Source organism: Nocardia sp. X0981 (genome assembly GCF_977089955.1).
Genome location: NZ_OZ372435.1, coordinates 5659720 through 5673936, shown reverse-complemented (window position 1 = coordinate 5673936; position 14217 = coordinate 5659720). Strand labels below are relative to the sequence as shown.

At 69.2% G+C, this 14217-nt stretch carries 13 protein-coding genes, 1 pseudogene and 1 riboswitch; of the genes and pseudogenes, 8 read left to right on the top strand and 6 right to left on the bottom strand.

Annotation, left to right across the window (positions count from 1 at the left end):
- Positions 1-103 precede the first annotated feature (103 nt).
- The 3 genes and pseudogenes from def to ACYR7D_RS25030 form a co-directional block, all read left to right on the top strand.
- Entirely contained in the window at positions 104-646 is a 543-nt protein-coding gene (def, locus tag ACYR7D_RS25040) for a peptide deformylase (protein WP_459546966.1), read from the top strand.
- Complete coding sequence (gene fmt, locus ACYR7D_RS25035; protein WP_459546965.1) at positions 646-1566, top strand: methionyl-tRNA formyltransferase; 921 nt, start codon at positions 646-648, stop codon at positions 1564-1566. Before def ends, fmt begins: the two co-directional genes overlap by 1 nt.
- A gap of 572 nt (positions 1567-2138) precedes the next feature.
- Positions 2139-3572, top strand: a pseudogene (locus tag ACYR7D_RS25030) (RsmB/NOP family class I SAM-dependent RNA methyltransferase); the annotation flags it as partial.
- Positions 3573-3633: 61 nt separating this feature from the next.
- On the opposite strand, the gene ACYR7D_RS25025 reads toward ACYR7D_RS25030, so the two are convergent.
- The 3 genes from ACYR7D_RS25025 to ACYR7D_RS25015 form a co-directional block, all read right to left on the bottom strand.
- On the bottom strand, positions 3634-5805 hold the full coding sequence (locus ACYR7D_RS25025; protein ID WP_459546964.1) for a molybdopterin oxidoreductase family protein: 2172 nt from the start codon (positions 5803-5805) through the stop codon (positions 3634-3636).
- Positions 5806-6010: 205 nt separating this feature from the next.
- The gene (locus ACYR7D_RS25020; protein ID WP_459550282.1) at positions 6011-6784 is read right to left on the bottom strand and encodes a SigB/SigF/SigG family RNA polymerase sigma factor; all 774 of its coding nucleotides are present in this window, start codon (positions 6782-6784) and stop codon (positions 6011-6013) included.
- Positions 6785-6849: 65 nt separating this feature from the next.
- Positions 6850-7272, bottom strand: a complete 423-nt coding sequence (locus ACYR7D_RS25015) for an ATP-binding protein (RefSeq protein ID WP_459546963.1) — start codon at positions 7270-7272, stop codon at positions 6850-6852.
- A gap of 192 nt (positions 7273-7464) precedes the next feature.
- Between ACYR7D_RS25015 and rpe the strand changes: the two genes are divergently transcribed.
- A complete protein-coding gene (rpe, locus tag ACYR7D_RS25010; RefSeq protein ID WP_459550281.1) occupies positions 7465-8136 on the top strand; it encodes a ribulose-phosphate 3-epimerase in 672 nt (223 codons plus the stop codon).
- Between the two features lie 36 nt (positions 8137-8172).
- On the opposite strand, the gene ACYR7D_RS25005 is transcribed toward rpe, so the two are convergent.
- Complete coding sequence (locus ACYR7D_RS25005) at positions 8173-8628, bottom strand: hypothetical protein (RefSeq protein ID WP_459546962.1); 456 nt, start codon at positions 8626-8628, stop codon at positions 8173-8175.
- A gap of 641 nt (positions 8629-9269) precedes the next feature.
- Here ACYR7D_RS25005 and ACYR7D_RS25000 point away from each other — a divergent pair.
- The 4 genes from ACYR7D_RS25000 to ACYR7D_RS24985 all read left to right on the top strand — a co-directional run bounded on the left by ACYR7D_RS25000 (position 9270) and on the right by ACYR7D_RS24985 (position 12233).
- Complete coding sequence (locus ACYR7D_RS25000; protein WP_459546961.1) at positions 9270-9890, top strand: riboflavin synthase; 621 nt, start codon at positions 9270-9272, stop codon at positions 9888-9890.
- 77 nt (positions 9891-9967) lie between these two features.
- On the top strand, positions 9968-11212 hold the full coding sequence (locus ACYR7D_RS24995; RefSeq protein WP_459546960.1) for a bifunctional 3,4-dihydroxy-2-butanone-4-phosphate synthase/GTP cyclohydrolase II: 1245 nt from the start codon (positions 9968-9970) through the stop codon (positions 11210-11212).
- 28 nt (positions 11213-11240) lie between these two features.
- Positions 11241-11720 carry a 6,7-dimethyl-8-ribityllumazine synthase gene (gene ribH / locus ACYR7D_RS24990; RefSeq protein WP_459546959.1) on the top strand — a complete coding sequence of 160 codons (480 nt, stop codon included), beginning with the start codon at positions 11241-11243 and terminating at the stop codon, positions 11718-11720.
- A gap of 3 nt (positions 11721-11723) precedes the next feature.
- Complete coding sequence (locus ACYR7D_RS24985; protein ID WP_459546958.1) at positions 11724-12233, top strand: PH domain-containing protein; 510 nt, start codon at positions 11724-11726, stop codon at positions 12231-12233.
- Positions 12234-12256: 23 nt separating this feature from the next.
- Here the strand turns inward: ACYR7D_RS24985 and ACYR7D_RS24980 are convergent, their stop codons facing one another.
- Together ACYR7D_RS24980 and ACYR7D_RS24975 are read right to left on the bottom strand one after the other, a co-directional pair.
- Positions 12257-13615 carry a DUF1254 domain-containing protein gene (locus tag ACYR7D_RS24980; protein ID WP_459546957.1) on the bottom strand — a complete coding sequence of 453 codons (1359 nt, stop codon included), beginning with the start codon at positions 13613-13615 and terminating at the stop codon, positions 12257-12259.
- Positions 13616-13715: 100 nt separating this feature from the next.
- Positions 13716-14030, bottom strand: a complete 315-nt coding sequence (locus ACYR7D_RS24975; RefSeq protein WP_459550280.1) for a DMT family transporter — start codon at positions 14028-14030, stop codon at positions 13716-13718.
- Between the two features lie 15 nt (positions 14031-14045).
- Positions 14046-14112: riboswitch (guanidine-III (ykkC-III) riboswitch) on the bottom strand.
- Positions 14113-14217 lie beyond the last annotated feature (105 nt).

Sequence of the window (14217 nt, the reverse complement as noted above, 5' to 3'; positions counted from 1 at the left end):
CGCGGCGGTGCTCCGCCCGGGTGCGGTGCGGGGTGGGTAGCGGCGCCTCGCGGGTCACTAGAATGAACTATTCCTGCCCTGCCACCTGTCTTCGGGAGCTGCCGTGACCGTCCAGTCCGTTCGCCTCTTCGGCGATCCCATCCTGCGAGCCCGCGCGGCGGAGGTCACCGAATTCGGCCCCGAGCTGCGGCAGCTGGTGACCGATCTGACCGACACCATGTACGACGACGGCGGGGTCGGGATGGCCGCCCCGCAGATCGGTGTGGGCCTGCGGGTCTTCGTCTACGACACCCACGATGCGCGCGGTCATCTGATCAATCCCGTCTGGACCGCACTCGGCGAGGCGGAGCAGATCGGTCCGGAAGGTTGCCTGTCGATTCCCGGAGTGAACCACGACACGCGGCGGGCGCTGCGGGTGCGTGCCACCGGCGTCGATATGCACGGCGCTCCGGTGGAATTCGAGGCCGAGGGGTTGCTGGCGCGTTGTGTCCAGCACGAAACCGACCATCTGGACGGCATCCTGTTCATCGACCGGCTGGATCCACCGCTGCGTAAAGAAGCCATGCGCGCCATCCGTGAATCCGATTGGTTCACCGCCGGTATCACCGTGCGGCCGAGTCGTGCGCTGGCCGAGCGAGGTCGCTGATGCGCGTCGTCTTCGCCGGCACCCCCGAACCGGCCGTACCGTCCCTGCGGCGGCTCCTGGAATCCCGGCACGAGGTGGTCGCCGTGGTGACCCGGCCGGACGCGGTGGCCGGGCGGGGCCGCAAACTGAAACGTTCCCCGGTGGGGCAGCTCGCCGACGAGCACGGTATCCCGGTGCTCACACCCAGGAAACCCGCCGAACCGGAATTCGCCGAGGTTCTCACGGAGCTGGCGCCCGACTGCTGTCCGGTGGTCGCCTACGGGGCGCTGTTACCCGCCGAGGTACTCGATATCCCCCGCCACGGCTGGATCAACCTCCATTTCTCGCTCCTGCCCGCCTGGCGCGGCGCCGCGCCGGTCCAGGCGGCGATCGCGGCCGGCGACGAGATCACCGGGGCGTCCACCTTCCGGATCGAGACCGGGCTGGACACCGGACCCGTCTACGGTGTGGTGACCGAGCGGATCGGCGTCACCGATACCGCGGGAGCGCTGCTGGAACGGCTCGCCGACAGCGGTGCCGCGCTGCTCGAACAGACCCTCGACGGGGTCGAGGACGGGACGCTGCAGGCGGTTCCGCAGCCCGTCGACGGTATCTCCTACGCACCCAAGATCACCGTGGAGGCGGCGCAGGTGCGCTGGGACCAACCGGCACTGGCGGTCGGCCGGGCGATCCGGGCGGTGACTCCCTTCCCCGGGGCGTGGACCACGGTGGCCGGTACCCGCCTCAAGCTCGGTCCGGTGGAACTGGCCGAGGACGTGCTGCCGGAACGCCATATCGATGTGCGCAAGACCGGCGTATACATCGGTACCGCCACCACCGCGGTACGACTGGACAGAGTCCAGCCCCAAGGTAAACGCGTGATGGCCGCCTTGGACTGGGCGCGCGGCGCGCGCCTGGAGCCCGGCACGGTGGCCGAATGACCGGTTCGGCGGGCGATCGGCCCCGCGGATTCCGCCGCTACCCGAAGCCGGATGCGCGACCCGGCGGCCCGGAACCGGACCGCTCGGCGGATACGCCGCAGGGACCCCCGCGCGGGACGGACCGAAGCGTGTCCGATCGGTCCGGTGCGGTCGGCCCGGAACGGCGCGGCCGCGGCGACGAACCTGCCGGGCGCGGCGATGCCCCGGGCCGCGGTGGGGCGGCCGGAACCCGAGGTGAGCGCTCGGGTGCGCGTCGTACCGCCGGAGGTGATTCCGGCGCGGAGTCTCCGGCACGGTCGCGAAACCACGGGAAAGCGGCCGAGGGGAGAACCCGGCCCGATCCGCAGGATTCCGGCGGCACCCGTTCCGGATCCGGTCGGCGGGGCGCCGGAGGGAACCGGCGCGCCGGAGCGGGCGGCTCCGGTGGCCGTGAGACGCGCGGCGGCCGGGAGCGCGAGACCCGCGACGCGGGTGCCCGGTCCGGCCGTGGGCAGGCGCCGTCCGCGGGCGGTAGGGACACCGGGCCGGCGGAGGGTGGACGGGGTGAACGCCGTACCCGCGGTGACGCCCGGCGGAAGCCGCCGGAGCGGCGGGCCCGCGGCGGTGGCCGCTCTACCGATGCGCCGGGCCCGGCGCGAAGCGGTCGCGGCACCGCCCCGGCGCGCTCCGGCGCGACCGCTGATCCGGCCCGGCGCGTCGCACTGGAAACCCTGCGTGCGGTGCGCGACCGGGATGCGTACGCCAATCTGGTCCTTCCGGCGCTCCTACGGGAATACGCGGTGCAGGGACGCGACGCCGCCCTGGCCACCGAACTCGGTTACGGTGCCTGCCGCACGCTCGGCATGCTGGACGCGGTGATCGCCGACTGCGCTGGGCGCGACATCACGGAGATCGACGGCCCACTACTGGACATCCTGCGTCTCGGCGTCTACCAGCTTCTGCGCACCCGGATCGAATCGCATGCCGCGGTGCACACCTCGGTCGAGTTCGCCCGCGCCGAATCCGGTACGGGCCGGGCCGGATTCGTGAACGCTGTACTGCGGCGGGTCACCGAGCGGACGCCGCAGGAATGGGTGCGGCGGCTGGCCCCGGCGGACCCGATCGGCCGGCTCGCCTTCGAATACGCGCATCCGGAATGGATCGCCCGGGCATTCGCCGATGCGCTGGGTACCGAGGCCGGTGAACTGCGAGACCTGCTCGCCGCCGACGACGCCCGCCCGGTGGTGCATCTGGTGGCGCGTCCCGGCGAGATCACCGCCGAGGAACTGGCGCTGGTCACCGGAGGGGAGGAGGGGCGCTGGTCGCCCTACGCCGTCTATCTGGAAGGGGGTGACCCGGGCGCACTGGAACCGGTGCGGGAGGGGATGGCCGCCGTTCAGGACGAGGGCAGCCAGCTCGTAGCGCTCGCGCTCACCCGGGCGCCGCTGCACGGCGCGGACGGCGGCCGCTGGCTGGATCTGTGCGCGGGCCCGGGCGGGAAAACCGCGCTGCTGGGCGCGCTCGCCGATATCGACGGTTACCGGGTGGATGCGGTGGAACCGGCACCCCACCGCGCCGAACTGGTCCGCACGGCCACCCGCGGTATGCCGGTCGACGTCCATATCGCCGACGGCCGCGACAGTGGTCTCACCCCCGGCTACGACCGGATCCTGGTCGATGCCCCGTGCACCGGTCTGGGCGCGCTGCGCCGCCGTCCCGAGGCCCGTTGGCGCCGCACACCCGCCGATATCGCCGACCTGACCGCCCTGCAGCGCCAGTTGCTGACCGCCGCCTGGGAGCTGCTACGCCCCGGCGGGGTGGTGGTGTACTCCACGTGCTCCCCGCACCTACCGGAAACCGTTGCCGTGGTAGCGGATACGGTCCGCCGCACCGGAGCCGAGCAACTGGACGCCCGCCCCCTGCTGCCCGGCGTCACCGGGCTCGGCGCGGGCCCCGCCGCCCAGCTGTGGCCGCATCGGCACGGTACCGACGCCATGTTCGTGGCCGCCCTGCGCAAACCGAGGTAGGTGTGTTCGTTCGTCCAGCCTCCGGTGGGCGGGTTGGGCCGGAGCACAACGCCACAACGGCTCAACCCCGCGGCGCCGCCATGGATACAGCTTCCACCTTGACCCAGGTGCTGTTCACCGCCGCGTTGCCCGAGATCCGGTCCACCTGCTCCGGATCGTGCAGGAGGTTGACATTGGCCCCCGGCAGTGAGGCCGCCACCTTCCAGCCGACTCCCGGTTCCCGGTGACCCCACCCGTGCGGGATCGCGACCGTACCGGGCCGGATATCGGTGCTGATCTCCACCGGTACGACGATGGATCCGATGGATGAGCTGATCGTGGCCTCGGCACCGTCGGACAGGCCGCGCGCGGTCGCGTCCCGCGGGTGCATCAGCGCGGTGCACCGGGCCCGGCCTTTCACCATGGCCGGTACGTTGTGCAGCCAGGAATTGTTGCTGCGCAGGTGTCGTCGTCCGATGAGGCGCAGATCGTAGCTGCCCTCGGCCGGCGCGACCGTATCGCGGGCCTCGTCGATGAGGCGGCGTGCCTCGGCGACGAATCGGGCCGGTGCCAGCGCGACCTTGCGGTCGTCGGTGGTGATGAGGGAGCGCAGCCGCGGGCGCAGCGGTCCCAGGTCGATTCCGCCGCGCGCCGCGCGTACTTTTCGCAGGGTCACGCCCTTGCGGCCGCGGCGCAGCACCCCGTGCGGGCCCATCGCCATACCGAGCGCCGCCGCCCGCATCGGACTGAACCGGGCGAATACCGCGTCGAGGGCCCGGCCGGTGAGCGAACGCAGGGGCAGCGGCAGGATTTCGGTGGTCAGCCGTGCCATGATCTCCCAGTCCTCGAGGCCTTCCTCGTCCGGCTCGACCGCCCGCGCGTTGTAGCGAATGTTGTTGCGCACGCTGAACATGGTGAGCAGGATGTCGAGATCTTCGCGTTCGAGCGGGGACAGCGGCGGCAGGATGATGTCGGCGTGCCGGGTGGTTTCGGTGATGTACATGTCCACCGCCACATAGAAGTCCAGTGAACTCAGTGCTTTGTCGAGTTGTCCACGTTGCGGAGTGGACAGTACCGGGTTGCCGGCGTAGGTGATCATGGCGCGGATCTGTTCCGGTCCCTCGTCGAGGATTTCGGTTGCCAGCGCCGCCACCGGCAGTTCGAAGCGGAACGATTTGTACTTTCCGGAGCGATCGGTCCAGGCGCCGTAGAACGGTGGTACCCGCCGGGCCAGCGGCAGCAGGTCGACCGCGGGTGTGGCGTACATCTGGCCGCCGGGCCGGTCGAGGTTGCCGGTGACGGCATTGATGGTGTTGACCAGCCAGTGGGTGAGCGTGCCGGTGAGAGTTTGGCAGACGCCGATGCGCGCGTACACGACCGCCGATTTCGCCGCGGCGTGTTCCCGGGCCAGCCGGCGGATGGTATCGGCGTCGACCCCGGCGTGCGGGGCGGCCTCCTCCGGCGTGAAATCGGCGACCAGTTCGCGTAGTTCACCGAGGCCGCCGCATTGGGCGTGGACCGCGGTCCGGTCGCACAGATCCTCGGTGAGCAGCACATGCAGTACGGCCAGCAGGAGGTAGGGGTCGCCGCCGGGGAGTACCGAGATGTGTTCGTCCGCCAGCCGAGCGGTTTCGGTGCGTCGTGGATCGATCACCACGACCTTTCCGCCGCGGGCCCGTACCTCTTTGATGCGGTTCTTGGCGCCGGGCATGGTGGTGACCGAGCCGTTGGAGACCGCTGGGTTCGCGCCGATGATCACCAGCCGGTCCGTGCGGTCGATATCGGCGACGGGCATGAGGTAGTTCGAGCCGTACATCTGCCAGGCCACGAATTCCTGCGGGAACTGGTCGATGGAGGAGGCGGTGTAGAAATTGCGCGTCATCAGGCCGGCACGCAGGGCGAAGGCGTACATGATCGCCGAATTGTGCGCGGCCGGGTTGCCCAGGTACATCCCCACGGAGTGCGGGCCGTGCGCGCGCCGTATCTGCCGCAGCCGAGCGCCGACCTCCCGGAAGGCTTCGTCCCAGCCGATGGGTTCGAACCGGTCACCCACGCGCCGCACCGGGGTGCGCAACCGGTCCGGGTCCTCGTGCAGGCCGGCCATGGCGGTGGCCTTGGGGCAGATGTATCCCTTGGACAGCACATCGTCGGGATCACCTTCGATCCGGGACACCTTCGAATTCTCGACGGTCACCAGGATGCCGCAGTGGGCTTCGCACAGAGTGCATTGCCGGGCGATGGTTTCAGCGGTCATGAACATCACCTTCCGCCGCGTCGTCGTCGACGCGCTACCCGCAGGAGCGCCGGACAACGGGCCGGTCCGGCTGATCGGTTGCTCTGGTTCGTGGAGAAAAGCGGGCCCCGACGGGAATGGTCGTCTGAGATGAATTCCCACTCATGCTCTCATTGATGAGAGTAGACCGATCGGCGAAGCGGGCACAACAGGTCGCCGCGGGCGGTTATTCGCGAGCGGACTGCTCCCGCAGGCGCGCCAGCGTCTTGGCGAGAATGCGCGATACGTGCATCTGGGAAATCCCCATCTGCTGCGCGATCTGGGTTTGGGTCATGGACTCGAAGAATCGCATGGTCAGGATGCGGCGTTCCCGCTCCGGAAGGCCCGCCAGCAGCGGCCGGATCGCCACATACTCCTCCACCCGGTCGAACTGCGCTTCCTCCTCGCCGAGCGTGTCCAGCAGCGAAGCGTCGGTATCGCGGCCGACCGAGGCCGCATCGATCGACGTGGGCTGGTAGGCGTTCCCGGCGATCACGGCCTGTGTCACCTCGTCCGGGTCGACATCGAGCTCGGCGGCGATCTCCTTGGCGGTGGGGGAGCGCCCCAGCGATTGCGACAGCGCGTCGACCGCGGCGCCGATTCGCAGATGGGTTTCCTTCACCCGCCGTGGCACCCGCATCGCCCAGGTGTTGTCGCGGAAATACCGGCGCACCTCGCCCATGATGGTGGGCACCGCGAAGGACAGGAAGTTCGAGCCGCGGGAGATATCGAACCGGTCCACCGCGTGCACGAGCCCCACCCGGGCCACCTGGGTGAGATCGTCGAACGGTTCGCCACGGCCACTGAACTTCCGGGCGATATGGTCGGCCAGCGGGATGCAGCGCGCGATCAATTCGTTGCGCAGGGCCGCGTGCGCGGCCGACTCCGGTTCGGTGGCCGCGAGTCTGGTGAACAGATCGGCGACATCGTCGTACCCGCTCACCTGAGGAGGGATCTCCAGATCGGCCTCGGTGTCCGTTTCCTGCTCGTCGTCGGGAGATTCGAGCGGCTTCTCCTGGTCGACCACTACGCTTTCCCCCGGACCCGACGGAACACGACCGTTGTCGGATATCCGGAAACCTGCTGGTCGAAAGGCTCTTGCCGGGAGTCCACCGCATCGGTGAGCGTACGCAGTACATGCCAGCCGAAACTGCGCGCGTCGGGCAGGCCCTCGTGTGCGGCCACTCCGCTCACCTGTACCCGCAATTCGGTGTCCCCGATGGTGAACACGCAGCGCAGACTCGTTTCCGGCGCCGCCACGCCGATCAGCGTGGAACAGGCTTCGTCGACCGCCAGCCGGATATCCGCCACCTCGTCGAGGGTGAAATCGCTGAGCAGGACCAGTGTTTCGGCGAGACCGCGCACGATCGGCAGCTGTGTCACCGACGCTGCCACCCGAATCTCCACCGGGGAGCTGTGGATCCCCTGTTCCGCCGAAGTATTGATCACACGGTGAGTTTATGGCTCGCCGTCGACAGCGAGGTGGCGGGGGCAGCGTTGTGGCGCGTCGGTACGCGCGGGTGGGCCGGTCGGGGCCGGAGGGGCGAAGGCTCAGGGGCTCGGCCCCGGGTGCCGGAGACACGCCCCTATACTCCGCCTGTGACTGCGTCCGAGCCCCTGTTCACCCGTCCCGCGGCCCCGATGATCGCCCCGTCCATCCTGTCCGCGGATTTCGCGCGACTGGCCGAGGAAGCCGCGGCGGTCTCCTCGGCGGACTGGCTGCACGTCGATGTGATGGACGCGCATTTCGTGCCGAATCTGACTCTGGGGCTGCCGGTGGTGCAGAGCCTGCTGAAGGCTACGGACATCCCGTTGGACTGCCATCTGATGATCGAGGATCCGGGCCGGTGGGCGCCCCCTTACGCGGAAGCGGGCGCCTACAACGTGACCTTCCACGCCGAGGCCACCGATGACCCGGTGGCCGTGGCCCGGGACATCCGGGCGGCGGGCGCCAAGGCGGGGCTCTCGGTGAAGCCGAACACCCCGATCGAGCCCTATCTGGAGATCCTGCGTGATTTCGACACGCTGCTGGTCATGAGCGTCGAACCCGGGTTCGGGGGGCAGTCGTTCATACCGGAGGTGCTGGACAAGGCGAAGGCGGTACGCCGGCTGGTCGACGCCGGCGAGTTGCGGCTGGTGGTGGAGATCGACGGCGGTATCAACGCCGACACCATCGAACAGGCGGCGGAGGCCGGTATCGACTGCTTCGTCGCCGGGTCGGCCGTCTACAACACCGACGATCCCGGTGCGACCGTGGAGAAATTGCGCCGGCAGGCCGCCGCGGCGCGTTCGGCCCATCACGCCCGGGGGTGATTCCTCCACCCGGGAGGTGGTGACGGCGCGGAAGCCCTAGGGCCGCCCGCTCTCGCGTGCCGCGTCGATCACCGCCTCCTGTGGCGGGCGGGTGCCGACAGCGTCGGGGCCGGCGATCCAGATCCGGTAGCCGCTGAGCTCGTCCTCGGCCGAGGGCAGCACGATCTGGCTTCCGGTGCCCGCGACGGTGGTGTACAGCCGGAACAGTTCGGCGGCCGCGGCGGCGGTGAACACGTCGTGACGGGTGGGGCCGGTCAGGAAGGTCCAGCGGCGGGCCCGAGGGTGGGCGAATACCGGCCCGGTGATCCCGGACGCCCGGAGTCGCTGCAGCACCCGCTCCCCGAGTTCGGTGGGCATGGTGACGGCGCCGTGGGTCGCGCCCACGTGTAACAGGATGCGCTGGCCGGTGGAGTCGACCTCGGCGGGTAGCAGATCCTTCTCCCGATACCGCCGGCAGTGCCGTTCCAGGGCGGACTCGGTGAATGTGGTCATAGCGGGTTCGGCTTCCTCGAGTGGGGGCGTGCCCGGTAGGGGAAACATCCCGGAAGTGCGGGATACCGCGATTGCCGCCCGGCGCTGTCCTCGGCACAACCGATACCCGGCCGGCCCGAGGGGCATCGGATCGCCGACCGGCTACGGATCCGTACGGCCGGAACTGCGCGGGCGCATCCAGTTGTGGGCGGTGAGGGCTTGTGGCGCACGGTGTTCCGCGGCGGTGGCCGGTGCGGTGTGGACGCTGCGCCCGGCCGCGCCGCGGGGTGGTCGAGGCGGCGGACCGGTCACCTCACAATATTGCGGCGGCTGTGGTGAGTCCGCAAATCAAAGAATATTTCAGGTTTCGATGTGATCTCGGAAGGGAAAAGGGCCGGTGTGGACAATGCCGGCGACCTCGCTGACCACTTTCGGATCGAGGGCGACGGTCAGCGGTCGAGCGACGCTCATCGCCGAGCCGGAAAATTTCCGACCGACAGCTTCGTGGTGGATACGGGTGGCCGGGACGAGCCGGGCGGCCTGCGGCGGCCTGGGTGCGAGAGAGCGGAGGCCACTAGTCTGGTCGTGGACGGCGAACTGGGAATACTCGAGACCACTCCCGCCGTTCCGTATGCGGAACACCGACGCGAACGGGAGAAGACATGTTCACGGGCATCGTCGAGGAACTGGGCGAAATCGTCGCCCGCGAACAGCTGGCCGATGCGGCCCGGCTCACGATCCGCGGCAAACTGGTCACCTCCGATGCCGGGCACGGCGATTCGATCGCCGTCAACGGTGTCTGCTTGACCGTTGTCGACGTGATCGACGACGCCTTCACCGTCGATGTGATGGGGGAAACGCTGCGCCGGTCCGCCATCGGCGATCTCGCGCCCGGTGCGCGGGTCAACCTGGAGCGCGCCGCTGCTGTCAACAGCCGGCTCGGCGGTCATATCGTGCAGGGCCATGTCGACGGTACCGGCACCATCCTGTCCCGGACCCCCGCCGACAACTGGGAGGTCGTGCGGATCTCGTTACCGGAGCCGATCGCCAAGTATGTGGTGGAGAAGGGCTCCATCACCGTGAACGGTATCTCGCTGACCGTCTCGGGGCTCGGCCGCTCCGATACCGCAGCCGCCGACGGTACCCGCGACTGGTTCGAGGTGTCGCTCATACCGACCACGCTGAGTCTCACCGACCTGGGCACAGCCACCGCCGGAAGCGTCGTGAACCTCGAGGTCGACGTGATCGCGAAGTATGTCGAGCGTCTGTACCAGCGCGGCTGATACCTCCGGCCGCGCCCGGGCGGGCCGGAGGGACCCAGTAGTGTGAGCGGCACCTATCGAGATGGAGCAGTGCAGACGTGACCAGGTTCGACAGCATCGAGCGGGCCGTCGCCGATATCGCGGCCGGTAAACCGGTCGTCGTGGTCGACGACGAGGACCGGGAGAACGAGGGCGACCTCATCTTCGCCGCGGAGAAGGCCACCCCGGAGCTCGTGGCGTTCATGATCCGCTACACCTCGGGCTACATCTGTGTACCGCTCACCGGTGACGACTGCGACCGGCTCGGCCTGCCGCCGATGTACGCGGTCAACCAGGACAAGCACGGCACCGCCTATACGGTTTCGGTGGATGCCAAGGAGGGCGTGACCACCGGTATCTCCGGTGCCGACCGTGCCACCACCATCCGGCTGCTGGCCGATGCCGACGCCAAACCGAACGATTTCACCCGGCCGGGGCATGTGGTGCCGCTGCGGGCGAAGGAGGGCGGGGTGCTGCGCCGGCCCGGCCATACCGAGGCCGCCGTGGACCTGGCCCGGATGGCCGGTCTGCGGCCCGCGGGCGTGATCTGCGAGATCGTCAGCCAGAAGGAAGACGGGCATATGGCCCGCACCGACGAGCTCCGCGTCTTCGCGGACGAACACGAACTGGCGCTGATCTCGATCGCGGAGATGATCGCCTGGCGGCGCAAGCACGAGAAGCATGTGGTGCGGGTGGCCCAGGCGCGGATCCCCACCCGGCACGGCGAGTTCACCGCTGTGGGCTACCAGAGCATCTACGACGATGTCGAGCATGTGGCCCTGGTGCGGGGTGATCTCGGCGAAGGTGACGATGTGCTGGTGCGGGTGCATTCGGAATGCCTCACCGGCGATGTCTTCGGTTCGCTGCGCTGCGACTGCGGCCCCCAGCTGGACGCGGCTCTGGAGATGGTGGCCGTCGAGGGCCGGGGCGTGGTGCTGTACATGCGCGGTCACGAGGGCCGTGGTATCGGCCTCATGCACAAATTGCAGGCCTACCAGCTGCAGGACTCCGGGCACGATACGGTCGACGCCAATATCGAATTGGGCCTGCCCGCCGATGCTCGTGATTACGGGACCGGCGCGCAGATCCTGGTCGACCTGGGTATCCGGTCGATGCGGTTGCTCACCAACAACCCGGCCAAACGGGTCGGGCTCGACGGGTACGGCTTGCGGATCACCGAGCGGGTGGCCATGCCGGTCCGGGCCAATGCCGAGAACCTGCGGTATCTGCGCACCAAACGCGACCGGATGGGGCACGACCTGGTGGGCCTGGACGATCTCGACCTGGGGGAGACCGCGCAGTGACGACGGCCGGATCGAAAGGCGGAAACCGATGAGCGGTACCGGCGTCCCGAGCTTCGCGCTCGCCGATGCGAAAGACCTGCGGCTGGCGATCGTGGCCTCACGCTGGCACACCGAGATCTGCGACACTCTCGTCGCCAATGCCGAGCGGGTGGCCGCCGACGCGGGTGTCCGGCATACGACGGTCGCCCGCTGTGCCGGAGCCATGGAGCTTCCGGTACTGGCGCAGGAACTCGCCCGCACACACGACGCGGTGGTCGCGCTCGGCGTGGTGATCCGCGGTGATACCCCGCACTTCGAATACGTCTGTGACGCGGTGACCGCGGGCCTGACCCGGGTCTCGCTGGACGAGAGCACTCCGGTGGCCAACGGCGTACTCACCACGAACAACGAGGAGCAGGCCCTGGATCGCGCCGGGCTACCCGGTTCCGCGGAGAACAAGGGTGAGCAGGCGGCTGCCGCCGCGTTGGACGCCGCCCTCACCCTGCGCGGACTGCGCGCGGCAGGCTGAGCCATGCCGGTGGTGCGGATATGGCGCCGGGGAAATGGTGCGGGTGCCGGTGCGGCGGAACCACCGGCCTGGGAATTCGAGGTGCGTCCGCGTAAGGCGCGGCGGACCGCGGTGATCGTCGCCGTCGGGTTGGTGGTGGCGTTCGTCCTGCTCGGGATCTTCCTGCGCGTCGAGTACACCGGGGTGTACTTCCGGGTGGTGGATCAGTTCGCCATGGGTGCTCTCGGCGTTTTCGGTGCCGGGGCCGTGCTGCTGCTCACCCGGCCCCGGGTGCGCGCCGGGAAGCAGGGGGTCGTGGTGCGCAATGTGCTCGGCGACAACGAGTTCTCCTGGGAACACATCCGCGGTGTGTCGTTCCCGGATCGCAAGGCCTGGGCCCGGCTGGAACTGGTGAACGACGACTATGTGCCGATGCTGGCCGTACGGTCCAACGATGGTGACCACGCCGCCGCGGCGCTCGACCGGCTCCGCGAACTCGGTGCGAAGTACAGCGCCGGTGGCGAATCGAAGTGAATCCTCCGCGCACGCGAATATGATCAGTCCCGCGGCCCGACGCGCCGGATCGGCGGCAGGGTGTAGGTGCCGTCGAAAACGGCGTCCCGCGGCTCGTAGATGCGCAGGAGCGGGCGGAAACGTCCGGCCGGTGCCGGCAGCCAGTTGGCCCGCCGGTCCGGGGCGCCGGGTTCGTCGTGCTGTAACGCCATGGTCAGCGAACCGTCCGCCGCCGTCCGCATACCGGGAGTGTGGTCGCCGAGGGAGTAGCGATCGATCGGATTCTCCACGAGGTGGAAATCCGGTACGTCGTACATGGTGACCGACCAGAACGCGCCGCAGGGTGGCATTTCGGTGAAGCGCAGTTCGTAACGGTGGGACCCGTCCAGCGGACGTCCGGCACCGTCGATATGGGCCATCGCGTAGGCGGCCTCGTAACCGTGGTTGCCCCACAACCCACCGCGGGCCGCACCGGCCCGGAGCCGATAGCGATCCGGATCGTCGGGAAGTTTCCAGTGCGGATCGTCGCGGGCGCCGACCTCGAAGAAGTCCAGGTTGTAGTCGTAGATGTGGTAGGTGAGGTTCCAGCCGTTCTGCTGGGGCGCGCTGCTGTGCTCGAGCGCTGTTTCCAGCTGCTGCTTGCCGTCCGCCAAACCGTCGCGTAGTGCCGTCGCGAGGACCGGATCGAGATCGGTGTAGGGAGTGACGGCGTCCAGCAGGCCCAGTGGCGCGAACCGCCGCTGGTAGCGGCGGTCGCGTTCGGCGGGTGGGAAGGCCCGCATCCCGGTCCGCAGTTGTTCGAAGAAGCGGAGGTCGGCCGGTACGTCCGGTGCCGGGGTGGGCAGTCCCGGGCCGGGTGCCGTGGGGGTCAGGCGCAGCCGGTTCTGCAGCGCGTGGACCGCCGGGAGATCCTGCTCACCCTCCACGGCCCACCGGCCGACGATGGTGGCGATCGTGGTGGGGAACTCGATCGCGGTGACACCCACCGGCGGCATACCGTCCCAGCCGGGCGGCACCAGCAGGTACGACCCGGCCAGAGTGCCGGTCGCCCGGCGCCCCACGTAGGCGAAATTATTGGTCCAGACGTCCACGAACTGCAGAACGTAGTAGCGGCCCGCCGAATCCGGGACGTCCAACAGGACCGGACCGCCGCCGGTATCGATGATCGCGATCGAGTAGAGGGTGTCACTGCCGACCGAGACGAACGTCGTCTCCGGCCCGAGCGGTGTGGCGGCATGACCGAACACGTTCCTCGGCGTCGGCGAATGCCCGCCCAGCCCCTCCCGGGTGAACCGAGCGACCTGCTGGAGATCGAAGACGAGCGGGAAACCGTAGACGAAGGCCTCGGCGGCCAAGATCGTGAGGTCGGACCGGGTCAGCCGGATCGGATCGGTTCTCGGCATACCACCAGCCAACTACGGGTCCGGCCGCGGCGGTTCACCCGGAGCGGGTGGTTACGCCGCCCGGACCGGTGCTGGGCCGCCGGCCCGTGGTCGCACCCGTTCAGTGGGCGAGTTTCAGCCCGACCACCCCCGCGATGATCATCACCAGGAACACGGCCCTGAGCACGGTGACCGGCTCCTCCCCGGTGGCCATGGCGTAGACCACGGTCAGCACCGCACCGATCCCCACCCACACCGAGTAGGCGGTGCCCACCGGCAGGTCGCGCATGGCGTAGGCGAGTCCGGCCATACTGGCGACGAGCGCGAGCACGAAGAGTACGGTGGGCGGCCATTTGGTGAAACCCTCGGTTTTGCCCAGCGCGGTGGCCCACACTGCTTCCAGCGTCCCCGATACGACCAGAACGAGCCACGATATCGACACGACGTCCTCCACGGGTCGTCTTGTCGCACGCCGGGTACGACCCCCTCGTCCGGAAACCCACGTGTCGTGGGCTCTGGCCTTCACGGTGGCACAGCGATTGCCCAGGGGCAACTCCGTACGGCTCCGAGGCGAGGTGGCTCACACCCGCCGGGCGGTCCCGCGGCCACAGAAGCCGGCCGGA

What these genes read in the sequence shown, in the direction of transcription:
- fmt (WP_459546965.1), top strand. Translation starts at nt 646, where the DNA reads ATGCGCGTCGTCTTCGCCGGCACCCCCGAACCGGCCGTACCGTCCCTG.
- ACYR7D_RS25025 (WP_459546964.1), bottom strand. Translation starts at nt 5,805, where the DNA reads ATGACCGCTGAAACCATCGCCCGGCAATGCACTCTGTGCGAAGCCCAC.
- rpe (WP_459550281.1), top strand. Translation starts at nt 7,465, where the DNA reads ATGATCGCCCCGTCCATCCTGTCCGCGGATTTCGCGCGACTGGCCGAG.
- ACYR7D_RS25005 (WP_459546962.1), bottom strand. Translation starts at nt 8,628, where the DNA reads ATGACCACATTCACCGAGTCCGCCCTGGAACGGCACTGCCGGCGGTAT.
- ACYR7D_RS25000 (WP_459546961.1), top strand. Translation starts at nt 9,270, where the DNA reads ATGTTCACGGGCATCGTCGAGGAACTGGGCGAAATCGTCGCCCGCGAA.
- ribH (WP_459546959.1), top strand. Translation starts at nt 11,241, where the DNA reads ATGAGCGGTACCGGCGTCCCGAGCTTCGCGCTCGCCGATGCGAAAGAC.
- ACYR7D_RS24985 (WP_459546958.1), top strand. Translation starts at nt 11,724, where the DNA reads ATGCCGGTGGTGCGGATATGGCGCCGGGGAAATGGTGCGGGTGCCGGT.
- ACYR7D_RS24980 (WP_459546957.1), bottom strand. Translation starts at nt 13,615, where the DNA reads ATGCCGAGAACCGATCCGATCCGGCTGACCCGGTCCGACCTCACGATC.